Below are 21,984 nucleotides of genomic sequence, written 5' to 3' on the forward strand. Positions count from 1 at the left end.
GGCCAGGGCCGTCCCCCTCTTCCGTTTCCTCTCCTGCCTAGAGCGCGACGCCGAGAAGCGCGTCGACCGTGCGGGAGGCGAGGCCGGGGGCGGACTCGTCGGTGCCGCCGTCCGCCTCCTGGCGGGCGGCCCAGCGGTCGACCGCGGCGAGCGCGGCCGGGGTGTCGAGGTCGTCGGAGAGCGCCTCGCGGACCTCCTCGACGAGGGCGTCGGCGGACGGGCCGTCGGGCCGGGAGACGGCGGCGCGCCAGCGGTCGAGGCGGGCGACGGCGTCGGCGAGGACCTGGTCGGTCCACTCCCAGTCGGCGCGGTAGTGGTGGGCGAGGAGGGCGAGCCGGATGGCCGCCGGGTCGACGCCCTCGCGGCGGAGCGCGGAGACGAAGACCAGGTTGCCCTTGGACTTGGACATCTTCTCGCCGTGCAGGGCGACCATGCCGGCGTGGACGTACGCCTTGGCCATGGGGAACTCGCCGGTGAGGGTCTGGGCGTGCGAGGCGCCCATCTCGTGGTGCGGGAAGATCAGGTCGGAGCCGCCGCCCTGCACGTCGAAGCCCATGCCGAGGTGGTCGAGGGCGATGGCGACGCACTCGATGTGCCAGCCGGGGCGGCCGGGGCCGAGGCTGCCGCCGTCCCAGCTGGGCTCGCCCTCGCGGGCGGCCATCCACAGCATCGGGTCGAGCGGGTTCTTCTTTCCGGGCCGCTCGGGGTCGCCGCCGCGCTCTGCGGAGAGGTGGCGCATCAGCTCGGTGTCGTAGTGCGACACCTCGCCGAAGTGCGGGTCGGCCTCGACGGAGAAGTAGATGTCGCCGTCGAGTTCGTAGGCCGCGCCGTTGTCCCGGAGCCGCTCGACCAGCGGGATGATCGACGGTATCGACTCGACCGCGCCGACGTAGTGCCGGGGCGGCAGCATCCGCAGGGCGGTCATGTCCTCGCGGAAGAGGGAGGTCTCGCGCTCGGCGAGTTCGGTCCAGTCGATGTCGTCCCGCAGTGCGCGTTCCAGGAGCGGGTCGTCCACGTCCGTGACGTTCTGGACGTAGTGCACCTGCCGCTTGGTGTCGAGCCACACGCGCTGCACGAGGTCGAACGCGTTGTAGGTCGCCGCGTGACCCATGTGGGTCGCGTCATAGGGCGTGATGCCGCAGACGTAGATACGGGCGACGGGACCGGGGGCGAGGGTCACTCGTCCGCCGGTCGCGGTGTCGTGGATCCGGAGGTCGCGGCCCTTGCCGGGAAGGGCGGGGACCTCGGAAGCGGGCCAGGCATGCATGACCCGAGCGTAACCGGACAGCTCTTCCGGATACGAACCGGATCCGGAATCTTGTCCGATCACGCACTCTTGCGGGTGAGCGGCGTATGTGCACACCCCACGGAGGTCCGGCGCGGCCTCCGGGGGTGGATCCGATGTGGCCGAAACCGTACGGTTCCTAGACCGGCGGCCAGGGGATCGCCGGCCACTGCCCGGACGGCTCCGGGTGGCGCCCGGTGGTCAGCATCGCCGCCACCCGCTCCCGTACGGCGGACACCTCGGCGGCCGTGAGCAGTTCCCCCAGCCGGGTGGCGAGGGGCGCCCCGGGGGCCAGCGCGCCGCCGAGGCCGGTCAGGACCTCGGTGGCCTCGGCCGGCAGCTCCTGGCCGGCCCAGCCCCACAGGAGGGTGCGCAGCTTGTCGTCCACGTGGAAGGAGACGCCGTGGTCGATGCCGTAGAGCCGGCCGCCGGGGGCGGGGAGCAGATGGCCGCCCTTGCGGTCGCCGTTGTTCATCACCGCGTCGAGGACGGCGAGGCGGCGCAGTTCGGGGGTGTCGGCGTGGACGAGGAGCGCGGTGCGCCCCTCCCCCACCTCGGCGGGGCCGATCGCCTTCCAGCCCTCGCCCGCCTCCTCGTCCTCGGAGAGAGCCAGGAGCCGGGCCTCCGGGTCGGCCTCGACCCAGAGCTGGACCATGCCCTCGCCGTACGGGCCGTCCCGCAGCACCGTCGGGGGGACCAGGCCCCACCCGGTGGCCTCGGAGAGCTCGTACGCGGCGACCTCGCGCTCGGCGAGGGTGCCGTCGGGGAAGTCCCACAGGGGGCGCTCCCCCGCGACCGGCTTGTAGACGCAGGCGGCCTCGCGGCCCTCGTGGGCGACGGTGCAGTAGAGCACCGCGTTGGAGGCCTCGCGGACCTGGCCCCGGACGGTCAGCTCACCTCGGGCGAGCAGCTCGGTGTCCGGCGGGAACTCGGGGCTGCTCATGCTCCGCGGCGGTATCCGTTCTGGCGGGGGCAGACGTGGCCCTCGGGGTCCAGCGGGAGGCTGCACAGCGGGCACGGCGGCCGGCCGGCGTTGACCACGTCGAGCGCCCGCTTGGCGAAGGCGCGGGCCTGGGCCCCGCTGAGGCGGACCCGGAGCATCGGCGGGCCGTTCTCCTCGTCCTGGAGCAGCCGCTCCTCGGCCGCGGCGAGGTCCTCCTCGGAGTCCACGTCCAGCTCGACCAGGGCCTGGGCCTCGACGATCATGCGCTGTTCCTCGCCGTCCCAGGCGAGGGCCATGGTGCCGACCCGGAACTCCTCCTCGAAGGGGGTGTCGAGAGGGGCGGTGTCGGCGATGTCGGCGGGGGCCACGGCCGGGACCGGGGCGTTGCCCCCGGTGCGGCGCAGGACCTCGTCGAGAAGCTCGTCGATGCGCTCGGCGAGTGCGGCCACCTGGGTCTTCTCCAGGGCGACGCTGGTGACCCGGCCGGCCGCGGACGCCTGGAGGAAGAACGTGCGGCGGCCAGGCAGCCCGACCGTACCGGCCACGAAGCGCTCCGGCGGGTCGTAGAGGAACACCTGACGGGACACTCTCCCGGCTCCCTTGACTGTCGACTGTCGTACTGCAACGGCGAGTCCACCCTACTGCGCGGGGATCACGGCGCGCCCGCGCCGCCCCCCACCTCGGCCGTCCCACCGGCCTCCGGAGTCTCGCGCGGGGCCAGTGCGGCGAGGTCCCCGGTGTCGCCGAGGCGGACCAGGAAGGGGCGCAGCCGGGTGTAGCGGATCACGGTGAGTGAGCAGGGGTCGACGTGGATGCGCTGGAAGAGGTCGAGGTGGAGGCCGAGGGCGTCGGCGACGAGGGACTTGATGACGTCGCCGTGGGAGCAGAGGGCGTAGACGGCGTCCTCGCCGTGCTCGGCCTCGATCCGGGCGTTCCAGTCGCGGACGGCGTCGACGGCCCTGGTCTGCATGGCGCGCATGGACTCGCCGCCGGGGAAGGCGGCGGCGGAGGCGTGCGCCTGGACGACCTCCATCAGCGGTTCGTCGTTCAGCTCGGCGAGCTTGCGTCCCGACCAGTCGCCGTAGTCGCACTCGTTGACCCGCTCCTCGATGTGGAGCGGCAGCTCGGGGCGGGCGTCCAGGAGCGGCTGGAGGGTCTCCCGGCAGCGCTGGAGGGGGCTGGAGACGGCGGCGGCGAGCGGGATCCCGGCGAGCCTGGCGGGCAGGGCGGCGGCCTGGGCGGCGCCGCGCTCGTCGAGCGCCACGCCCGGCGTGCGGCCGGCGAGCAGTCCGGAGGTGTTGGCGGTCGAGCGTCCGTGCCGGACGAGGATGAGCGTGGCCATGCCGGCCAGCCTACGGCGCACGCGCGCGTGCGGGCGTGGTCCCGCCCCGGCGGGGCGCCGCGCGCGCAACGGGGACGGTCCGGTGCGGGCCGGACGCCACGCGCGCGTGCGGGGCGGCGGGGGACGGGGGAGAATACGGCGCGTGATCGTCGACTCTGCCCTCTACCGCGACGGGCGCCGGACGGAATGCGGCAGCGACCTCGCGCACGCCCTCGCCGAGGCCCGGGAGAGCGGCCACGCCTTCCTGTGGCTGGGTCTCTACGAGCCGACGGAGGCCGAGTTCGACCACGTGGCCTCGGAGTTCGCGCTGCACCCGTTGGCCGTCGAGGACGCGCTGAAGGCCCATCAGCGGCCCAAGCTGGAGGTGTACGACGACTCCCTCTTCGCGGTCCTGAAGCCCGTGGACTACGAGCCCGAGAGCGACCGGGTCTCGTCCGGCGAGCTGATGCTCTTCCTGGGCGACTCCTTCGTGGTGACGGTCCGGCACGGCGAGGGAGCGCCCCTGGCGGCGGTGCGCAAGCGCCTGGAGACCCACCCGGAGGTGCTGCGGCACGGGCCGACGGCGGTGCTCTACGCGGTGAGCGACGCGGTGGTGGACCACTACCTGGACGTGGCGGGCGAGCTCCAGGTGGACCTGGAGGAGCTGGAGGCCGACGTCTTCGCGCCGGGCGGGACGGGCACGGCGAACACGGCGGAGCGGATCTACACGGCGAAGCGGCAGGTCCTGGAGTTCCGTCGGGCGACGGGGCCGCTGGCAGGGCCGATGGCCCGGCTGACGGCGGGCGCGGTGCCGTTCGTGAACGAGGAGTCGCAGCCCTTCTTCCGGGACGTCAACGACCATCTGCTGCGGGCGAACGAGCAGGTGGAGGGGTTGGACCGGCTGCTGTCGGACGTGCTGTCGGCGCACCTGGCGCAGATGGGGGTGCGGCAGAACGACGACATGCGGAAGATCTCGGCCTGGGCGGCGATGGCCGCGGTGCCGACGATGGTCGCCGGGATCTACGGCATGAACTTCGACCACATGCCGGAACTTCACTGGGCGTGGTCGTATCCGGCGCTGATCCTGCTGATGGCGGGGATCGTGACGGGTCTGTACCGCCTGTTCAAGCGGCGCGGCTGGCTCTGAGCGGACGCCTGGTTCCGGGAAGAAAGTCGGCCGCGCCGCCGGAAATATGTCAGAACGCGGGTGCGGGGGTGGCGGGGCCGCCCAGCGCGTCACGCCGTTCCGGCATGCTCAGGCTGATCATCTTGTGCCAGCCGGCGAGGCGCTCGTAGGCGTACATGCCGTGGATGCCGGCGGCGAGCGCCGCGCCCTTGGGCTTCGGCCACTTCAGGATCCGGCCCATGTGGCCCATGACGGCGAGGCTGACGTCCCGGTAGACCTGGATCTCGGCGAGGGCCGACTCGCGCAGAGTGGTCTGGATGAGGCGGCCGTGGCCGGCCCGGGCGAGCCGGAGCAGCTCCTCGTGGCAGTAGGCGAGGTGGTTGGCCTCGTCGTTGTCGATCATGTGGATGGCCTTGCCCAGCTCCGGGTGGTCGCCGAAGTAGGTGACGAGCATGTCCATCTGGTCGGCCGCGCGCTGCTCGGTGACCCTGCTGTGGGCGAGGTAGACGATGACGTCGCGCTCGGTCAGCGGCCGGTCGCCGCGGAGCTTGTCGTGGGCCAGCCCGATGCCGCGCCGTTCGAGGAGCATCGTGTAGTCGGTCTCGGGCGGCACGGGGACGGGTTCGAGGCCCCGCTTGCGCAGCAGGGCGTTGAAGATGCGCCCGTGCTTGTCCTCGTCGGCGCCGTGCCGGGTGATCTTGGGCGCGAGCTCCCGCATGCCGGGGGCGACGAGGGCGGCGATCCGGGCGTTCTCCCAGCCGCCCTGCGACTCGCCGCTGGCGGCGATCGAACAGAAGAGCCGGAAGGCCTCGTCGTCGTCGATGATTTCCTGGAACAGGCTCTTGGCCGTGAGCATCGCTGCACCTCCCTGCGGACGACCGCACTCCGCGCGTCCGGGAGACCGAGTCAAGTGCGGTCCGGGACGGGGGGCAACAGGAGGGCTCCGCAGTATCGGCCGAAAGAGTGAGAGCCGGGGCCGTAACCGAGGACGCGGTGGCGCGTTGAACGGCATGACGGCCGTGGCGGGGAAGACCCCCGAGCCCCCACCACGGCCGCGGGCTTCCTTACGCCAGACCCGCCCGCTCCATGGCGTCGACGCCCGCGCGCAGCGCGGTGAGGCGCTCGTCGAGGGTGAAGCCGGCCGGGGCCAGGGTCAGCGTGGTGACACCCGCCTCCGCGTAGGCGGTCATGCGGTCCGCGATCCGGTCGACGGTGCCGAGCAGGGCGGTCTGGTCGATCAGCGAGCGGGGCACGGCCGCCGCGGCGCCGGTCTTGTCGCCGGCCAGGTACTTGTCCTGGATCTCGGCGGCCTCCTTCTCGTACCCCATGCGCCGGGCGAGCTGGTTGTAGAAGTTCTGCTTGCGGCTGCCCATGCCGCCCACGTAGAGGGCGGTGTACGGCCGGAAGACGTCGGCGAGCGCGTCGACGTCCTCGCCGAGGGCGAGCGGCAGCGTCGGGCAGACGTCGAAGCCGTCCATGGTGAGCCCGGCCTTCTCGCGGCCCGCGCGCAGCGGCCGCAGGGCGGTCTCCTCCAGGTGCTCGGCCGAGGGGAAGATCAGCAGGGCGCCGTCGGCGATCTCGCCGGTCTGCTCCAGGTTCTTCGGGCCGATCGCCGCGATGTACAGCGGGATGTGCTCGCGCTGCGGGTGGACCGTCAGCTTGATCGGCTTGCCGGGACCGCCGGGCAGCGGCAGCGTCCAGTGCTCGCCCTCGTGGGTGAGGCGCTCGCGGGACATCGCCTTGCGGACGATCTCCACGTACTCGCGGGTGCGGGCCAGCGGCTTGTCGAACTTCACGCCGTACCAGCCCTCGGAGACCTGCGGTCCCGAGACGCCCAGGCCGAGGCGGAAACGGCCTCCGGAGAGCGAGTCCAGGGTGGCGGCGGTCATCGCCGTCATCGCGGGCTGGCGGGCCGGGATCTGCATGATCGCCGAGCCGACGTCGATCCGCTCCGTCTTCGCGGCGACCCAGGAGAGCACGGTCGGCGCGTCCGAGCCGTACGCCTCCGCCGCCCAGCAGACGTCGTAGCCGAGCCGGTCGGCCTCCTGGGCGACGGCGAGGTTGTCGCCGTCCATGCCGGCGCCCCAGTAGCCGAGGTTGATGCCGAGCCGCATTTCCACGCACCCCTTACCCATCGGTAACGTCTCTCGTCGGGACTCTAGCGCGCCCTTCCCGCATCCGTCAGGGGCCGGGCGCCACGCCGTCGTCCACCGTCTCCGTCCACAGCTTCCGTCCACAGGGTCTCTGCGCGTGGTGCCCTGGCCAGTAATGTCCCGCCCATGGAGCAGAGGCATCTCGGACGTACCGGCCTGCGCGTCTCACGCATCGGGCTCGGCACGCTCACCTGGGGGCGGGACACCGACGAGCACGACGCCGCCGCGCAGTTGAAGGCGTTCTGGGACGCGGGCGGCACGCTCGTGGACACCGCCGACGTGTACGGCGGCGGAGAGGCGGAGTACCTCCTGGGCCGGCTCATGGAGCGGCTGGTGCCGCGCCGCGACCTGGTCCTGTCCACCAAGGCCGGCAGCGTCCCGGACCCCGACCGCCGCACGGACGGCTCGCGCGGCCACCTGCTCGCCGCCCTCGACGCCTCCCTGGCCCGGCTCGGCACGGACCACGTCGACCTGTGGCAGCTGCACGCCTACGACCCGTACACCCCGCTGGAGGAGTCCCTCCAGGCCCTCGACATCGCGGTACGCAGCGGCCGGGCGCGGTACGCGGGCGTGGCCAACTTCTGCGGCTGGCAGCTCGCCAAGGCGGGCACCTGGCAGCTGGCCGGCGACCGCACCCGGCTCGCCGGGGCGCAGCTGGAGTACTCGCTGCTCCAGCGGGGCGTCGAGCGGGAGGTCCTGCCGGCCGCCATCGACCTCGGCATAGGCCTGCTGCCCTCCTCCCCGCTCGGCCGCGGCGTGCTCACCGGCAAGTACCGCGGCGGCACCCCGGCCGACTCCCGGGGCGCGTCGGAGGCGCTCGCGCCGTTCGTGGAGCCGTACCTCGACGAGGCCGCGAGCCGGATCGTGCACGCCGTCGGCACCGCCGCCGACGGGCTCAACACGAGCCCGCTGCACGTGGCGCTCGCCTGGGTCAGGGACCGGCCGGGCGTGACCGCCCCGATCGTCGGCGCACGCACGGCACGTCAGCTCACGGCCGCGCTGTCGGTGGAGGGCCTTAGTCTTCCTGACGAGATCTGCCGGGCTTTGGACGATGTGTCCGCGCCCGTGCACCGCTATCCGGATCACGACTGGAGCACCTTGTGACCGAGCCTGCCGGGGAGACCGCGCCCGAGGCACCCGAGGACGTGGCCCACGAGGACGCGCCGACGACCGCCGAGGCGACCGACACCGCCGAAGCCTCCGCCGAGTCCGCCGAGGACGCGCCGAAGGCCTCGGCGGAGGACGCGCCGGAGGTGAGCGAGGCGCAGGCGGAGCTGGCGGCCCAGCGGGAGCTGCGGGCCAGGATCGAGGCGCGGAAGGCCGAGAAGTCCGGGCCCGTGGCGAGCGGGGCCAAGCTCAGCGGCACCGCCGCCGATCTGCTCGCCGCCGTACGGGCCGTCGAGGGCGGCTCCGCGTCCGGCGGTGCCTTCTTCGCTCCGGCGCCCGAGCCGCCGCGCCCCACGCGGGCGCCCGAGACCACCGTCCGCCCGCCCGCCCCGGCGGCGCCGGCCGCGCCCACGGCCGGCGCGCTGTCCGGGGTCCGCGAGGTGCTGGCCCGGGGCGGCGCGCCCGAGGCGCTGGCCGGGCAGGTCGTCGGCGCGCTCGGCGAACAGGCCGCCGAGGCCCTGGCGGAGGACCCGTGGCGGCTCCTCGCCGTCCCCGGGGTGCGGCCGGAGCAGGCCGACGGCTTCGCGCGGGCCCTGCTCGGCGGCGCCTGCGGCCCCGACGATCCGCGCCGGGCCGTCGCCCTGACCGTGTGGCTGCTCGACCGCGCCGCCCTCCAGGGCCACACCGCGCTCACCGTCGACGAGGTGGCGGCCGGACTCGCCCGGCACCAGGTCCCCGATCCCGAGAAGGCCGTCGGCACGGCCGTCTCCGAAGGCGCCGTCCTCGTCTTCCAGGAGGAGGACGAGGCTCCGGAAGAGCCCGAGGAGGACGAAGAGGGCGAGGAGGTCGAGACGGCCGCCGAGGGCGCCGGGCCGGACGAGGGGCCGGCGGAGCCGGCGCTGCTCGGGCTCGACCGGTACGCCCTGGCCGAGGAGAGCCTCGCGGACGGCCTCGCCCGGCTGGTGCGCACGGTCACCCCGCGGGAGTGGGACGGCGGCGAGCTGGAGCGGGCCGTCGGCGGCCACGGTCTGGTGCTGCACACCGGCGGCGAGGCCGCCCGCGCCGAGCCGCTGGAGCTCGCCGCCACGGCCCGCGAGCACGGCCTGCGGGTCCTGGTCGCCGTGCACGACGCCGAGCGCCTGAGCGCGGAGGACCGCGCCTCCGGCACGGCCGTGACGCTCGCCGCGCTCCTCTCCGGTACGGCCGGCCCCGGCCGGGACGAGGAGGGCTCCCTCGCCCTGGACCTGCTGGTGGTCCTCGACGCACCGCAGCTGGACGTGGAGACCGGCGCGATGCTCGTCGAGGCCCTCCCGGACGGCTGCCGGCTGGTGCTCAGCGGCGACCCGGAGGTCCTCGGGTCCGCCGGTCCCGGCGCGGTCTTCGCCGACGCCCTGGCGGCCCGCGTCTGCCCCCGGGTGGCCTCCCGCCGCCCCGACCCCGGCCCGCTGGGCGAGCTGGTCTCGGGCATCGGCATCGGAGAGCTGAACCAGGTCGAGGCACCCGGCAAGGAGGTCGTCATCGTCCCCGTGCGGGACGCCGGCGAGGCCGTGCACCGCACGGTCCAGCTGGTCGCCGACTCGGTGCCGCGCGCCTTCGGGCTCACCCCCGACCAGACCCGGGTGATCACGGTCGGCCACGGCGGCTCGGCCGGGACGCGCGCGCTGAACACGGCCCTGAAGCAGCGGCTGAACCCCGGCCCCGGCCGCTTCGGCGGCTACGACCCGGGCGACCGGGTGGCGTACGCGCCGGCGCCCGGCCGGACGGTGACCGGTACGGTCCTCGGGGCCGACGCCGAGGGCCTGCGCCTGCGCACCGGAGACGGCGAGGTCCTCGTACCGAAGGAGCGGGTGGAGTCGGCGCTGCGGCACGGCTGGGCCCTCACCGCGCACCAGGCGGCGGGCGGCCGCTGGCCCGCGGTGGTCGTGGTCCTGCCGGGCGACGCGGCGCCGGGCCTGAGCCGGCCGTGGGTCTACACGGCCTTCGGCCGGGCCGAGCGGCACCTGTCGGTCGTGCACGGCGTGGACCAGGCGCTGCCCCGCTCGGTGGCCGAGGTCCTCGCCCCGGCGCGCACGACCCGGCTGCGCCCCCTGCTGGTCTCCCTTCTCGCCGCGTCCGGCGAGGAGTAGGGACGGACGGCGGAACGCCGGAGGGCCGGGACGTCCAGCAGCGGTGTCCCGGCCCTCCGGCGTCCTCCCCGTCACGTGTCAGCGGCCGGCGGCCACCTCACCGGCCTCCTCGTCGTCGTCCTCGTCGTCGAAGACGGAGCTGATGTCGAAGCGGCAGACGATCCGCTCCGGATCGGCCTGCTCGAAGGGGGCGGCCAGCCACTCCCCCGGCTCCGGGAGCTCGCCCGCGGCGGTCACCCACAGCGTGGAGTCGCCCTCCTCCAGGCCGAACTCCTTGTGCCGGGAGGCGATCTCGTCGGGCTCGTACTCCCCGAAGAGGACGCCGAGGGCGGCGGCCGTGGTGCGGGGCCCCTCCTCGTCGTGCTCCAGATCGGCGACGCGCCGGGCCTGGGCCACCAGGCGGCGCGGCTCGGCCACCGCGTAGTCCCGGCGGATCAGCACGCTGACGGCGTGGGGTTCGTCAGGTCCGGCGTAGGGAGGCAGCCCGTCGTCGGCCCCGGGGATCTCGAAGGGGGTCACCTCGTCGTAGCGGTCGTAGAGGAGTTCGTCGTAGGACTCGGCGGCCGCGGCGAGCGCGTTGAACGCCTCGTACACCGCCGTGTCGTCGTCCCCCGTGCGGCCTTCGACCGCCGCGAGGTGGCGGTCCAGTGCGGTCTTGACCGCCTCTGCGGCGGCACGTACCTCGGCAGCGGTGGGCTGCGCAGCATCAGACATGGGACAGACGCTATCCGTACCGGGCCGGTGCCCGCACAATAGATGCGATGCCGGAATACGAATTTGTCGACGTGTACGTGCCGCGAGGGGTCTCCCGCAGGGAGGCGACGCGGCTTCTGACCGACCATGCCGAGTACGGACACTGGGAGTTGGACCGACTCACCCTCCGCCGGGACGGGAGCCGCAGAGTGCGGCTGAAGCGGCGGATCATCCGTCAGATGCGCGCGACCTGGTGACGGACGCGGAAGGGGCCCCGCACGGCGCGGGGCCCCTTCGCGTTCCGGCCGGTGCGGGTCAGGCGCCGCGGCGGGAGCGGCGGTAGACCAGCGAGCCCGCGAGGAGCATCCCCGCGGCGGCCGGCACGATCACGCCGAGCGGCGCGGACGCGCCCGTCTCGGCGAGCTCGTCCGGGGCGGCCGGCGGCGGCGTGAGCTGCGGCCCGGGATGGTTCGAGCCACCGCCGGGACCGGGCGGCACACCGGGAGTGCCGGGAGTACCGGGCGTACCGGGAGTCCCAGGAGTACCCGGCGTACCGGGAGTCCCAGGGGTACCGGGGGTGCCGGGGGTACCCGGCGTACCGGGGGTGCCGGGCGTACCAGGAGTCCCCGGCGTACCGGGGGTGCCGGGCGTGCCCGGGGTCCCGGGGGTCCCCGGCGGGGTCTCCTCGCCGTAGCCGCCCGGCTCCTCGCCGTAGCCGCCGGGCTCCTCCTCCCCGTAGCCGGAGTCCGGGGTCTGACCGTTGGCGCAGTCGTTGCCCGCGGCGGCGTTGCCGAGGCCGATGCCCGTGACGCTGTTGCCGCACGCGTTCACGGGCACCTCGACCGGGACCACCACCGTGTTGCCGGAGGCAACGCCCGGGGAGTCGCTCGCATAGGCGCCGCCGGACGTGCCGGGGCCGGACTGCGCGGGGATGTTCGCGCAGGAGTTGCCCATCGCCGGGTTGAGCACCCCGACGACGTCGACGGTGTTGCCGCAGGCGTTGACCGGGGCATGGATCGGGACCTGCACGGTGTTCCCGGACGCGACGCCGGGTGAGTTCCTGGCCGTGCCGCTCGCGGCGGAGTCCGCCTGCGCGATGCCGCCGCCGAGCGCGAAGACGCCTCCGGCCGCCGCGACGGTGATGATGCTCTTGCGCGTGACCTGTCGCATAGCTTGCTTACCTGCCTTCTCGGCAATGCGCCGGATCGGCCTCGAACGCCCGACCGGCGGGAAGTGAGGGCCACCGGGCCCGTGCCCGGGGCGGAATGGCCACCGGCCCCGGAGTGCATGGCACGCACTCCGGGGCCGGACGGCTCACGCCCTCAAGGGGCGGGGCACAACGTCAGGCGTTGATGCAGGTGTTGCCGAAGGCGGGGTTCAGCAGGCCGATCACGGAGACCGTGTTGCCGCAGGCGTTGATCGGCACGTGAACCGGGACCTGCACGACGTTGCCCGAGAGGACACCGGGGGAACCGATGGCCGCACCCTGGGCACCCGCGTCGGCGACGGCCATGCCCGCGCCCGCGAGAACGAGACCGCCGGTGGCAGCCGCAGCAGCGACGACCTTCTTGATCATTATTCCTCCTAGTTGACAATGCGGCCCCAGCCGCGGACCGCATCACCTGTAACGAGGGGGAAGGTTGGGGGCTACGAGCCCCCGGGTGCATTCACTCTTTCCGGGCAAACCCAAACGCGCTGCCGAATCCGGGCCCGGCCCGCGGTCAGCAGGCGTCGAGGAAGCGGTCCAGGACGCGCACGCCGAACTTCAGGCCGTCGACGGGGACGCGCTCGTCGACGCCGTGGAACATGCCGGCGAAGTCGAGCTCCGGCGGCAGCTGGAGCGGGGCGAAGCCGAAGCAGCGGATGCCGAGGTCGTCGAAGGACTTGGCGTCGGTGCCGCCGGAGAGCATGTACGGGACGGCGCGGGCGATCGGGTCCTCCGCGCGCAGCGCGAGCTGCATGGCGTCGACGAGGGCGCCGTCGAAGCTGGTCTCCAGGGCCTTGTCGCCGTGCACGTCCTCGCGCCTGACCTTGGGGCCGAGGATCCGGTCGAGGTCGGCGAGGAACTCCTGCTCGTAGCCGGGCAGGAAGCGGCCGTCGACGTGGGCGGTGGCCTGGCCGGGGATGACGTTCACCTTGTAGCCGGCGCCGAGCATGGTGGGGGCGGCGGAGTTGCGCAGGGTGGCGCCGACCATCTTGGCGATGCCGCCGAGCTTGGCGAGGGTGCCGTCCATGTCCTCGGGGTCGAGCGGGGTGCCGAGGGCGTCGGACAGCTCGTCGAGGAAGCTGCGGACGGTCTTGGTGACGCGGACCGGCCACTGGTGGCGGCCGAGCCGGCCGACGGCCTCGCACAGCTCGGTGATGGCGTTGTCGTCGTTGGTCATCGAGCCGTGGCCGGCCGTGCCCTCGACGGTGAGCCGCATCCAGTGCATGCCCTTCTGGGCGGTCTCGACCAGGTACAGGCGGAGGTTCTCGTTCACGGTGAAGGAGAAGCCGCCGACCTCGCCGATGGCCTCGGTCACCCCGTCGAAGACGTCCCGGTGCTTGTCGACCAGGTGGCGGGCGCCGTAGGTGCCGCCGGCCTCCTCGTCGGCGAGGAAGGCCAGGACGATGTCGCGCGGGGGCTTGCGCCCGCTGCGCAGCCGGTCGCGGACGACCGCGAGGGTCATCGCGTCCATGTCCTTCATGTCGACGGCGCCGCGGCCCCAGACGCAGCCGTCGGCGACCTCGCCGGAGAAGGGGTGGTGGGTCCAGTCGGCGGCGTCGGCCGGGACGACGTCGGTGTGCCCGTGGATGAGCAGCGCCGGACGCGAGGGGTCCTCGCCCTCGATGCGGGCCACGGTGGAGGCCCGTCCCTTGTGGGACTCGATGATCTTCGGTTCGAGGCCGACCTCGGCGAGCTTCTCGGCGACGTACTCGGCCGCGGCGCGCTCCCCCGGGCCGGAGTGGTCGCCGTAGTTGCTGGTGTCGATGCGGATGAGGTCCCGGCAGAGGTCGACGACCTCGTCCTCGCCCGCGACGGTCCGGCCGGTGTTCGACTCGCTCACGCTGCTTCCTCCCACGACGTGCCCCACGTGCTTCCTTGTGCTCGCCCCATCCTCCCCCGCGCCCGCCCCGGCGGCGCAAGGGCGTGGTGATCGGCCGGTCCGATTGTTTGCTATGGTTTCCCTCGTCGGAACGGCCCAGGGCCGCGAGACAGACACCTTGTCCGGGTGGCGGAATGGCAGACGCGCTAGCTTGAGGTGCTAGTGCCCTTTATCGGGCGTGGGGGTTCAAGTCCCCCCTCGGACACATGAAGAAGTCCCGGTCGAGTTCACTCGACCGGGACTTCGGCGTTGTGCGGACGAGGGCGAGGCGGAGCGGTGCGCAGGAAGAGGGTGCCGGCGGCGCCGCTGCCGCAGCGGGACGGGATCGACCCCGTGCGGCTCCGGCTGCCGGAGGACCCGGCGGGGGCCTGGCCGACCGTGGGGGCGTACCTGCTGGGGCGGTACGGGGCCGCGGTCGGCGCGGAGCGGCTCGGCGCGATGCTGGACGCGGGGCGGTTCGTCGGGGCCGACGGGCGGGCGGCGGCGGCCGCTGAGCCGTACGAGCCGGGGCGGTGGCTGTGGTTCCACCGGGACCTCGCGCCCGAGGAGCGGGTGCCGTTCGAGGTCGGGGTGGTGTACCGGGACGAGCGGATCCTGGTGGCGGACAAGCCGCACTTCCTGGCGACGACGCCGCGCGGGCGGCACGTGACCGAGACGGCGGTGGCGCGGCTGCGGGCGGAGCTCGGGATGCCGGAGCTCCAGCCGGCGCACCGGCTCGACCGGCTGACGGCGGGGCTCTTGCTCTTCGTGGTGCGGCCGGCGGACCGGGGGGCGTACCAGGTGCTGTTCAAGGAGCGGCGGGTGCGCAAGGAGTACGAGGCGGTGGCGCCGTACGACCCCGGGGTGGCGCTGCCGGTGACGGTGCGCAGCCGGATCGAGAAGGAGCGGGGGGTGCCGGCCGCCCGGGAGGTGCCGGGCGAGCCGAACGCGGTGAGCCGGATCGAGCTGGTGGAGCGGCTCGGCGCCCACGGGCGGTACCGGCTGCTGCCGGAGACGGGGAAGACGCATCAGCTGCGGGTGCACATGAACGCGCTGGGGCTGCCGATCGTCGACGATCCGCTGTATCCGGTGGTGCGTGAGGACGGGCCGGAGGACTACCGGCGGCCGCTGCGGCTGCTGGCGGCGGCGCTGGAGTTCCCCGACCCGTTCACGGGCGAGGAGAGGCGGTTCACGAGCCGCCTCTCGCTCAGTGTCCCCGACTGATCCACTCCTGGAGGTGCGGGGCTTCCGCGCCGATGGTGGTGGCGTCGCCGTGGCCGGTGCGGACGACCGTCTCCGGCGGGAGGGCGAGGAGCTTCTCCCGGATCGAGTCGACGATCGTGGGGAAGTCGGAGAAGGACCTGCCGGTGGCGCCGGGGCCGCCCTGGAAGAGGGTGTCGCCGGTGAAGACGGTGCCCAGGTCGGGGACGTACAGGCAGACCGCTCCGGGGGCGTGGCCCGGGGTGTGGAGGACCCTCAGGTCGGTGCCGGCGATGGTGAGGACCTGACCGTCGGCGAGCTCGCCGTCGGGGGTGTGGTCGGGGTGGGTGAGCTTCCACAGCGGCTGGTCGGCGGGGTGCAGCAGGATGCGGGCGCCGGTGGCGGCGGCGAGCGCGGGGGCCGCGCCGACGTGGTCGTCGTGGGCGTGGGTGCAGACGATGGCGCGCAGGGCGCGGCCGTCGAGGGCTTCGAGGATGGCGTCGGGGTCGTGGGCGGCGTCGATGACGATCGCCTCCTCGTCGTCGCCGACGATCCAGACGTTGTTGTCGACGTCCCAGGTGCCGCCGTCGAGGCTGAAGGTGCCGGAGGTGACCAGGTGGTCGATGCGGGCGGTCATCACAGCACCACCACCGAGCGCAGCACGTCGCCCTCGTGCATGCGGGCGAAGGCCTTCTCGACGTCGTCGAGGGCGATGGTCTCGGTGACGAAGGCGCCGAGGTCGATGCGGCCCTGCCGGTGCAGGTCGATGAGCATGGGGAAGTCGCGGGAGGGCAGGCAGTCGCCGTACCAGGAGGACTTGAGGGAGCCGCCGCGGCCGAAGACGTCGAGGAGGGGCAGTTCGAGCTGCATCTCGGGGGTGGGGACGCCGACGAGGACGACGGTGCCGGCGAGGTCGCGGGCGTAGAAGGCCTGCCGGTACGTCTCGGGGCGGCCGACGGCCTCGATGACGACGTCGGCGCCGAAGCCGCCGGTGAGGGCGCGGATCGCCTCGACGGGGTCGGTGGTGCGGGAGTCGACGGTGTCGGTGGCGCCCATCTCCTTGGCCTTGGCCAGTTTTCGCTCGTCGACGTCGACGGCGATGATCTTCGCGGCGCCGGCGAGGCGGGATCCGACGATGGCGGCGTCGCCGACGCCTCCGCAGCCGATGACGGCGACGGTGTCGCCGCGGGAGACGTTGCCGGTGTTGATGGCGGCGCCGATGCCGGCCATCACGCCGCAGCCGAGGAGGCCGGCGATCTCGGGGGCGACGGAGCGGTCGACCTTGGTGCACTGGCCGGCGGCGACGAGGGTCTTCTCGGCGAAGGCGCCGATGCCGAGGGCCGGGGAGAGCTCCGTGCCGTCGAGGAGTGTCATCTTCTGCCGCGCGTTGTGGGTGTCGAAGCAGTACCAGGGGCGGCCGCGGCGGCAGGCGCGGCACTGGCCGCAGACGGCGCGCCAGTTGAGGATCACGTAGTCGCCGGGGGCGACGTCGGTGACGCCCTCGCCGACCGACTCCACGGTGCCCGCGGCCTCGTGGCCGAGGAGGAAGGGGAAGTCGTCGTTGATCCCGCCCTGCTTGTAGTGCAGGTCGGTGTGGCAGACACCGCAGGCCTCGACGCGGACGACGGCCTCTCCGGGGCCCGGGTCGGGGACGACGACGGTCTCGATCCGCACCGGCTCGTTGCGGCCGGGGGCGATGACGCCCCGCACGTGCTGTGGCATCGCTGACTTCCCTTCAGAGGATCTTGTAAGCCTCCTGCGTACCACTATCTCCCGATAAAAGGCGAGACCCCCGCAGGCCGTGCCTGCGGGGGTCCGCCGCTCCCGTGGGGGGAGTCGGGGGGGACGGGGTCAGTCCTGTCGGCCGGAGGTCTCGCGGACCCGGCGGCGGACCAGGAACCAGCCGCCGACGAGGGCCGCGCCGATCAGCGGCAGGCAGTTGACGGTGGTGCGGCCGATGCCGCCGTCCATCCACATGAGGACGAGGACGGAGCCGAGGAAGACCAGGGTGACGATCTGGGTGTACGGGGCCCAGGGCAGCCGGTAGGCGGGGCGGGCGAGCACGCCCTGCTTGGCGCGGCGGACGAAGAGCAGCGAGCACACCATGATCATGGCCCAGGTGCCGATGATGCCGATCGAGGCGAAGTTGAGGACCAGCTCGAAGGCGTCCTCGGGCATCCTGGCGTTGAGGATCACGCCGACGACGCCGAAGCCCGCGGTGAGCAGGATGCCGCCGTAGGGGACGCCGCCCTTGTTCATGACGCCGGTGAACTTCGGCGCGGAGCCGGCCAGCGACATGGAGCGCAGGATGCGGCCGGTGGAGTACAGGCCGGAGTTGAGGCTGGAGAGGGCGGCGGTGAGGACGACGAGGTTCATCACGCCGGCGGCGCCGGGGATGCCCAGCTTGTCGAAGACGGTGACGAAGGGGCTCTGGTCGCCGGAGTAGGCGGTGTACGGGAGGATCAGCGCGAGCAGGACGACGGAGCCGACGTAGAAGAGGCCGACGCGCCACATGATCGAGTTGATCGCCTTCGGCATGATCTTCTCGGGGTTCTCGGTCTCGCCGGCGGCGACGCCGCAGAGCTCGACGGAGGCGTAGGCGAAGACGACGCCCTGGATGAGCAGGAGCATCGGCATCATGCCGTTGGGGAAGATGCCGCCGTTCTCGGTGATGTTGGCGAGGCCCGGGGTGGAGCCGCCGACGTCGTGCGAGGTCACGACGAGGAAGATGCCGACGAGCATGAAGGCGACGAGCGCGGCGACCTTGATGATCGCGAACCAGAACTCCATCTCGCCGAAGTACTTCACCGAGATGAGGTTGGCGGCGAGGACGACCGCGAGGGCGATCAGGGCGAGGATCCACTGCGGGACGTCGCTGAACATCGACCAGAAGTGGGCGTAGGTGGCCGCGGCGGTGATGTCGGCGACGGCGGTGGTCGACCAGTTCAGGAAGTAGAGCCAGCCGGCCGTGTAGGCGCCCTTCTCCCCCATGAACTCACGGGCGTAGGAGACGAAGGCGCCGGAGGACGGGCGGTAGAGCACCAGCTCGCCGAGGGCCCGGACCACGAAGAAGGCGAAGACGCCGCAGACCGCGTACGCGATGAAGAGCGAGGGGCCGGCGCTGGCCATCCGGCCGCCGGCGCCGAGGAAGAGGCCGGTGCCGATCGCGCCGCCGATGGCGATCATGTTGATGTGCCGGGACTTGAGGTCCTTGCGGTATCCGGCGTCGCCGGCGTCCACGTGGGGGGAGCCGGCCGTGTGCGCCGGGGCGGCGGACAGCGGCTCGGCCGCGGTGACGCGGTCAGTCATGGAGTTGTTCGCCTTCGTGAGGGGGTGGGGGCTGTGCGGTGCGGCCGGGCCGGGCCCCTTCGTGGGGGTCGCCTCGGTCGGCCAGCGGACATCCTCACGGCAAGACGTACTCACTGACTGTGAGCGAACTCACTGAACGCCCGTATTTGAGCTAGTTCAGAGGTTACGCAGCGCTGTACGGCGTACGAGCGACGCGCGACGGCCGGGTGCCGTTGCGACGGCCCCGCACCGTCACGGGGCCAGGACGTCCAGCTCCTTGAGCGCGCCGACGGCGATCTCGCGGGTCAGCGCCTCGGCGCGGGCGGCGTCCCGCTCCCGCACCGCCTCGGCGACCTGGACGTGGAGGGTGACGGCGGCCGGGTCGGGGTCCTCGAACATGACGTGGTGGTGGGTGCGGCCGGTGAGGACCTCGGCGACGACGTCGCCGAGGCGGGCGAACATCTCGTTCCCCGAGGCGTTCAGGACGACCCGGTGGAAGGCGATGTCGTGGACGAGGTACGCCTCCAGCTGCCGGCCGCGCGAGGTGGCGACCATGCCGAGGGCCTGCTCGGTCAGCTCGCGGCACTGGTCCGGGGTCGCGTGGAGGGCGGCGAGGCCGGCGGCGACGGGCTCGACGGCGGAGCGCAGCACGGTGAGCGAGCGGAGCTGGCGGGGACGGTCGGCGCCGGCCAGGCGCCAGCGGATGACCTGGGGGTCGTAGACGTTCCAGCTCGCGGTGGGCAGGACCGTGACGCCGACCCGGCGGCGGGACTCCACCAGGTGCATCGACTCCAGGACGCGGACGACCTCGCGGACGACGGTCCGGGAGACGTCGAAGGTCTGGGCGAGCTCGTCGGTGCGGAGCACCGTACCGGGCGGGTACTCCCCGGCGGTGATGGCCAGGCCCAGGGTGGCGAGCACGTGCGAGTGGAGCCCCTGGGCCGATGTCGTCATGGGACTCAGCCTATGCGGGGGCCGACCGGTGATCACATCGGGAATTAAAAGTACTACTTTTACGTCACAGACTCTTGAATACGTCGTACTCAATGGGTTTCATGAGCGCGACGGATCGATGTCGCGAAGACAGCACCCGATGTCGAGCAGCACCGATGTCGAAGAAGACAGCGAGGCACCCCCCATGAGCACCACCCCCCACCCCGCCGCTCCCCCGGTCGTCGTCGTCATGGGCGTCGCCGGGACCGGGAAGACCACGATCGGCCCGCTGGTGGCCGGCGCCCTCGGCCTGCCGTACGCCGAGGGCGACGACTTCCACCCGGCGGCCAACGTGGCCAAGATGTCGGCCGGCGTCCCGCTCGACGACGCCGACCGGGAACCGTGGCTCGACGCCATCGGCGCCTGGGCGCACGACCGGGCCGGGCTCGGCGGGGTGGTGAGCAGCTCCGCGCTGAAGCGGATCTACCGGGACCGGCTGCGCGCGGCCGCTCCCGGGGTCGTCTTCCTCCATCTGACCGGCGACCGGAAGCTGATCGAGGGCCGGATGGCCTCCCGCAAGGGCCACTTCATGCCCACCGCGCTGCTCGATTCGCAGTTCGCCACCCTGCAGCCGCTGCAGGACGACGAGGCCGGCGTCGCCGTCGACGTCTCCGGCACCCCCGAGGAGATCACCGACCGGGCCGTCGCCGCTCTGCGGCGCCTCGCCGGCTGATCCTCCCGCCCTCCCCACCTGCCCGTACGAAGGACACCACCGTGACCAGTCTCAGCGTCGAGACCCTGGCAGCGGACGCCGTCGAACCGATCACCTCGGCCGGCAACGCCCAGCTGGGCATCGCCGTTCTCGCCGGCATCGCCGTCATCGTCCTGCTCATCACCAAGTTCAAGCTGCACGCCTTCCTGGCGCTGACCATCGGCTCGCTCGCGCTCGGCGCGTTCGCCGGGGCGCCGCTCGCGGACACCATCAAGTCGTTCAGCACCGGACTCGGCAACACCGTCGCCGGCGTCGGCGTGCTGATCGCGCTCGGCGCGATCCTCGGCAAGCTGCTCGCCGACTCCGGCGGTGCCGACCAGATCGTCGACACGATCCTCGCGAAGGCGAGCAAGCGGTCCATGCCCTGGGCGATGGTCCTGATCGCCTCGGTGATCGGTCTGCCGCTCTTCTTCGAGGTCGGCATCGTGCTGCTGATCCCGGTGGTCCTGATGGTCGCCAAGCGCGGCAACTACTCCCTGATGCGGATCGGCATCCCGGCGCTCGCCGGTCTCTCCGTGATGCACGGGCTCATCCCGCCGCACCCCGGCCCGCTCGTCGCGATCGACGCGGTCGGCGCCAACCTGGGCGTCACCCTCGCCCTCGGCCTGGTCGTCGCCGTCCCGACCGTGATCATCGCCGGTCCGCTCTTCTCCCGGTACGCCGCCCGCTGGGTGGACATCCAGGCGCCCGAGCACATGATCCCGTCGCGTCCCTCCGAGGACCTGGAGAAGCGCCCCGGCTTCGGCGTCACCGTCGCCACCGTGCTGCTGCCGGTCGTCCTGATGCTGGTGAAGGCGCTCGTCGACATCGTGGTCGACGACCCGGAGAACGCGGTGCAGAAGGTCACCGACGTCATCGGCTCGCCGCTGATCGCGCTGCTCGCCGCCGTCATAGTGGCCCTGTTCACCCTGGGCCGCGCGGCCGGCTTCACCAAGGAGCGGCTGTCCTCGACCGTCGAGAAGTCCCTCGCCCCGATCGCGGGCGTGCTGCTGATCGTCGGCGCCGGCGGCGGCTTCAAGCAGACCCTGATCGACATCGGCGTCGGCCAGATGATCCTGGACTTCTCCAAGGACTGGTCGATCCCGGCGCTGCTGCTCGCCTGGCTGATCGCGGTCGCCATCCGGCTCGCGACGGGCTCCGCCACGGTCGCGACGATCTCGGCGGCGGGCCTGGTGGCCCCGCTGGCCGCGGGCATGTCGACCGGTGAGACGGCGCTGCTCGTGCTGGCCATCGGTGCCGGTTCGCTCTTCTTCAGCCACGTCAACGACGCCGGTTTCTGGCTGGTGAAGGAGTACTTCGGCATGAACGTCGGCCAGACGATCAAGACCTGGTCGGTGATGGAGACCATCATCTCGGTGGTGGGCCTGGTGTTCGTGCTGCTGCTGTCGCTGCTGGTGTAGCGGCACGGGCGGAGTGAGCGTAGCGGGGCGGGCGTCGCGGGACGGGCGTGGCGACGCCGGTCCCGCTACGCCGGAGCCGTGACACCGGAGCCGTGACGCCGGTACCGCGAAGGCCCCGGACCTCCCTGTGGAGGTCCGGGGCCTTCGGCGTGCGCGGCCGCTGGTCGTGTTCAGCCCCGGAGCAGGTCCAGGACCTCGACCCCGAGCTCCAGGGCCTCGTCCGGCGAGTCGACCGACTGCTGGAGGGCGACGACGCAGCCGTCGGCGCCGGTGGCGCGCACCCCGTCGAGGAGGGCGGCGATCGCGTCCGCCGAGGTGCCGGGGCCGGGGGGGTGCAGCGGATCCGCCGGCGCAGCGCCTCCGGGTCGCGGCCCGCCGCGCCGGCCGCGCGCCGCGCCACCTCCCACCGTCCCTCGGCCGCGCCGGGCGGCAGCACGGTGCCGACCCAGCCGGCGGCCCGTCGGCCGACCCGGCGCAGTGCGGCCGGGCTGAAGCCGCCCAGGTAGACGGGGCCCCGCGTGGCGGGGGTCGTACGCCGGCACCGCTGCACCGCGGGTCGGTCGGACGTCCGG

At 73.1% G+C, this 21,984-nt stretch carries 22 protein-coding genes and 1 tRNA gene; 8 read left to right on the top strand and 15 right to left on the bottom strand.

Features of this window, described 5'->3' with window-relative positions; all coding sequences use genetic code 11:
* Window positions 1–37: 37 nt before the first annotated feature.
* From mshC to AB0E19_RS13225, 4 genes are all read right to left on the bottom strand, one after another.
* A complete protein-coding gene (gene mshC, locus AB0E19_RS13210) occupies window positions 38–1,267 on the bottom strand; it encodes a cysteine--1-D-myo-inosityl 2-amino-2-deoxy-alpha-D-glucopyranoside ligase (protein ID WP_362177823.1) in 1,230 nt (409 codons plus the stop codon).
* A gap of 157 nt (window positions 1,268–1,424) precedes the next feature.
* Entirely contained in the window at window positions 1,425–2,228 is an 804-nt protein-coding gene (locus AB0E19_RS13215) for an SCO1664 family protein (RefSeq protein ID WP_362177826.1), read from the bottom strand.
* A complete protein-coding gene (locus AB0E19_RS13220) occupies window positions 2,225–2,815 on the bottom strand; it encodes a DUF3090 domain-containing protein (protein WP_362177829.1) in 591 nt (196 codons plus the stop codon). Before AB0E19_RS13220 ends, AB0E19_RS13215 begins: the two co-directional genes overlap by 4 nt.
* A gap of 65 nt (window positions 2,816–2,880) precedes the next feature.
* Window positions 2,881–3,570 carry a histidine phosphatase family protein gene (locus tag AB0E19_RS13225; RefSeq protein ID WP_362177832.1) on the bottom strand — a complete coding sequence of 230 codons (690 nt, stop codon included), beginning with the start codon at window positions 3,568–3,570 and terminating at the stop codon, window positions 2,881–2,883.
* A 133-nt stretch (window positions 3,571–3,703) separates the two neighbouring features.
* On the opposite strand from AB0E19_RS13225, the gene corA reads away from it, so the two are divergent.
* Complete coding sequence (gene corA, locus AB0E19_RS13230; RefSeq protein WP_362178082.1) at window positions 3,704–4,696, top strand: magnesium/cobalt transporter CorA; 993 nt, start codon at window positions 3,704–3,706, stop codon at window positions 4,694–4,696.
* A 49-nt stretch (window positions 4,697–4,745) separates the two neighbouring features.
* Here the strand turns inward: corA and AB0E19_RS13235 are convergent, their stop codons facing one another.
* Both AB0E19_RS13235 and AB0E19_RS13240 read right to left on the bottom strand, forming a co-directional pair.
* Window positions 4,746–5,531, bottom strand: a complete 786-nt coding sequence (locus AB0E19_RS13235; protein WP_362177835.1) for a ferritin-like domain-containing protein — start codon at window positions 5,529–5,531, stop codon at window positions 4,746–4,748.
* Window positions 5,532–5,739: 208 nt separating this feature from the next.
* A complete protein-coding gene (locus AB0E19_RS13240) occupies window positions 5,740–6,789 on the bottom strand; it encodes an LLM class F420-dependent oxidoreductase (protein WP_362177838.1) in 1,050 nt (349 codons plus the stop codon).
* A gap of 165 nt (window positions 6,790–6,954) precedes the next feature.
* On the opposite strand from AB0E19_RS13240, the gene AB0E19_RS13245 reads away from it, so the two are divergent.
* Entirely contained in the window at window positions 6,955–7,932 is a 978-nt protein-coding gene (locus tag AB0E19_RS13245) for an aldo/keto reductase (protein WP_362177841.1), read from the top strand.
* The gene (locus AB0E19_RS13250; RefSeq protein WP_362177845.1) at window positions 7,929–10,061 is read left to right on the top strand and encodes a helix-hairpin-helix domain-containing protein; all 2,133 of its coding nucleotides are present in this window, start codon (window positions 7,929–7,931) and stop codon (window positions 10,059–10,061) included. The genes AB0E19_RS13245 and AB0E19_RS13250 overlap by 4 nt, the downstream gene beginning before the upstream one ends.
* A 78-nt stretch (window positions 10,062–10,139) precedes the next feature.
* On the opposite strand, the gene AB0E19_RS13255 is transcribed toward AB0E19_RS13250, so the two are convergent.
* Entirely contained in the window at window positions 10,140–10,775 is a 636-nt protein-coding gene (locus AB0E19_RS13255) for a hypothetical protein (RefSeq protein ID WP_362177848.1), read from the bottom strand.
* A 47-nt stretch (window positions 10,776–10,822) separates the two neighbouring features.
* Here AB0E19_RS13255 and AB0E19_RS13260 point away from each other — a divergent pair, with 47 nt between their 5' ends.
* Window positions 10,823–11,011, top strand: a complete 189-nt coding sequence (locus AB0E19_RS13260; RefSeq protein WP_360603720.1) for a DUF5703 family protein — start codon at window positions 10,823–10,825, stop codon at window positions 11,009–11,011.
* Window positions 11,012–11,069: 58 nt separating this feature from the next.
* Here the strand turns inward: AB0E19_RS13260 and AB0E19_RS13265 are convergent, their stop codons facing one another.
* The 3 genes from AB0E19_RS13265 to AB0E19_RS13275 all read right to left on the bottom strand — a co-directional run bounded on the left by AB0E19_RS13265 (window position 11,070) and on the right by AB0E19_RS13275 (window position 13,801).
* Window positions 11,070–11,924 carry a chaplin gene (locus AB0E19_RS13265; protein WP_362177853.1) on the bottom strand — a complete coding sequence of 285 codons (855 nt, stop codon included), beginning with the start codon at window positions 11,922–11,924 and terminating at the stop codon, window positions 11,070–11,072.
* A gap of 172 nt (window positions 11,925–12,096) precedes the next feature.
* Window positions 12,097–12,330, bottom strand: coding sequence for a chaplin ChpH (chpH, locus tag AB0E19_RS13270; protein ID WP_360603716.1), 234 nt, complete (start codon window positions 12,328–12,330; stop codon window positions 12,097–12,099).
* A gap of 145 nt (window positions 12,331–12,475) precedes the next feature.
* Window positions 12,476–13,801, bottom strand: a complete 1,326-nt coding sequence (locus AB0E19_RS13275) for a M20/M25/M40 family metallo-hydrolase (RefSeq protein WP_360603714.1) — start codon at window positions 13,799–13,801, stop codon at window positions 12,476–12,478.
* A gap of 159 nt (window positions 13,802–13,960) precedes the next feature.
* On the opposite strand from AB0E19_RS13275, the gene AB0E19_RS13280 reads away from it, so the two are divergent.
* Window positions 13,961–14,045: transfer RNA gene (locus AB0E19_RS13280), tRNA-Leu, on the top strand.
* A gap of 71 nt (window positions 14,046–14,116) precedes the next feature.
* A complete protein-coding gene (locus tag AB0E19_RS13285) occupies window positions 14,117–15,043 on the top strand; it encodes a pseudouridine synthase (RefSeq protein WP_362177858.1) in 927 nt (308 codons plus the stop codon).
* On the opposite strand, the gene AB0E19_RS13290 is transcribed toward AB0E19_RS13285, so the two are convergent.
* From AB0E19_RS13290 to AB0E19_RS13305, 4 genes are all read right to left on the bottom strand, one after another.
* Window positions 15,027–15,656: an MBL fold metallo-hydrolase gene (locus AB0E19_RS13290; RefSeq protein WP_362177861.1), complete on the bottom strand. Its 630-nt coding sequence runs from the start codon at window positions 15,654–15,656 to the stop codon at window positions 15,027–15,029. The two genes, AB0E19_RS13285 and AB0E19_RS13290, sit on opposite strands and share 17 nt — an antisense overlap.
* Window positions 15,656–16,741 carry an S-(hydroxymethyl)mycothiol dehydrogenase gene (locus AB0E19_RS13295; protein ID WP_362177864.1) on the bottom strand — a complete coding sequence of 362 codons (1,086 nt, stop codon included), beginning with the start codon at window positions 16,739–16,741 and terminating at the stop codon, window positions 15,656–15,658. The genes AB0E19_RS13290 and AB0E19_RS13295 overlap by 1 nt, the downstream gene beginning before the upstream one ends.
* A 129-nt stretch (window positions 16,742–16,870) precedes the next feature.
* Window positions 16,871–18,328, bottom strand: coding sequence for an amino acid permease (locus tag AB0E19_RS13300; protein WP_362177867.1), 1,458 nt, complete (start codon window positions 18,326–18,328; stop codon window positions 16,871–16,873).
* A 231-nt stretch (window positions 18,329–18,559) separates the two neighbouring features.
* A complete protein-coding gene (locus AB0E19_RS13305) occupies window positions 18,560–19,261 on the bottom strand; it encodes an FCD domain-containing protein (protein ID WP_362177870.1) in 702 nt (233 codons plus the stop codon).
* A gap of 184 nt (window positions 19,262–19,445) precedes the next feature.
* Between AB0E19_RS13305 and AB0E19_RS13310 the strand changes: the two genes are divergently transcribed.
* Window positions 19,446–19,973 carry a gluconokinase gene (locus AB0E19_RS13310; protein WP_362177873.1) on the top strand — a complete coding sequence of 176 codons (528 nt, stop codon included), beginning with the start codon at window positions 19,446–19,448 and terminating at the stop codon, window positions 19,971–19,973.
* Between the two features lie 41 nt (window positions 19,974–20,014).
* Entirely contained in the window at window positions 20,015–21,412 is a 1,398-nt protein-coding gene (locus AB0E19_RS13315) for a gluconate:H+ symporter (protein WP_362177876.1), read from the top strand.
* A 170-nt stretch (window positions 21,413–21,582) separates the two neighbouring features.
* On the opposite strand, the gene AB0E19_RS13320 is transcribed toward AB0E19_RS13315, so the two are convergent.
* Window positions 21,583–21,819, bottom strand: coding sequence for a hypothetical protein (locus AB0E19_RS13320; RefSeq protein ID WP_362177879.1), 237 nt, complete (start codon window positions 21,817–21,819; stop codon window positions 21,583–21,585).
* Window positions 21,820–21,984 lie beyond the last annotated feature (165 nt).

It is taken from the genome of Streptomyces sp. NPDC047974, from assembly GCF_040653375.1.
In the GTDB taxonomy this organism is placed as follows: Bacteria; Actinomycetota; Actinomycetes; order Streptomycetales; family Streptomycetaceae; genus Streptomyces.

Bases quoted from the DNA above. Each gene is read 5' to 3' on its own strand.
- mshC (WP_362177823.1), bottom strand. From the start codon at position 1,267: ATGCATGCCTGGCCCGCTTCCGAGGTCCCCGCCCTTCCCGGCAAGGGC.
- AB0E19_RS13215 (WP_362177826.1), bottom strand. From the start codon at position 2,228: ATGAGCAGCCCCGAGTTCCCGCCGGACACCGAGCTGCTCGCCCGAGGT.
- AB0E19_RS13225 (WP_362177832.1), bottom strand. From the start codon at position 3,570: ATGGCCACGCTCATCCTCGTCCGGCACGGACGCTCGACCGCCAACACC.
- AB0E19_RS13235 (WP_362177835.1), bottom strand. From the start codon at position 5,531: ATGCTCACGGCCAAGAGCCTGTTCCAGGAAATCATCGACGACGACGAG.
- AB0E19_RS13240 (WP_362177838.1), bottom strand. From the start codon at position 6,789: ATGCGGCTCGGCATCAACCTCGGCTACTGGGGCGCCGGCATGGACGGC.
- AB0E19_RS13245 (WP_362177841.1), top strand. From the start codon at position 6,955: ATGGAGCAGAGGCATCTCGGACGTACCGGCCTGCGCGTCTCACGCATC.
- AB0E19_RS13255 (WP_362177848.1), bottom strand. From the start codon at position 10,775: ATGTCTGATGCTGCGCAGCCCACCGCTGCCGAGGTACGTGCCGCCGCA.
- AB0E19_RS13260 (WP_360603720.1), top strand. From the start codon at position 10,823: ATGCCGGAATACGAATTTGTCGACGTGTACGTGCCGCGAGGGGTCTCC.
- AB0E19_RS13265 (WP_362177853.1), bottom strand. From the start codon at position 11,924: ATGCGACAGGTCACGCGCAAGAGCATCATCACCGTCGCGGCGGCCGGA.
- chpH (WP_360603716.1), bottom strand. From the start codon at position 12,330: ATGATCAAGAAGGTCGTCGCTGCTGCGGCTGCCACCGGCGGTCTCGTT.
- AB0E19_RS13290 (WP_362177861.1), bottom strand. From the start codon at position 15,656: ATGACCGCCCGCATCGACCACCTGGTCACCTCCGGCACCTTCAGCCTC.
- AB0E19_RS13295 (WP_362177864.1), bottom strand. From the start codon at position 16,741: ATGCCACAGCACGTGCGGGGCGTCATCGCCCCCGGCCGCAACGAGCCG.
- AB0E19_RS13300 (WP_362177867.1), bottom strand. From the start codon at position 18,328: ATGACTGACCGCGTCACCGCGGCCGAGCCGCTGTCCGCCGCCCCGGCG.
- AB0E19_RS13305 (WP_362177870.1), bottom strand. From the start codon at position 19,261: ATGACGACATCGGCCCAGGGGCTCCACTCGCACGTGCTCGCCACCCTG.
- AB0E19_RS13310 (WP_362177873.1), top strand. From the start codon at position 19,446: ATGAGCACCACCCCCCACCCCGCCGCTCCCCCGGTCGTCGTCGTCATG.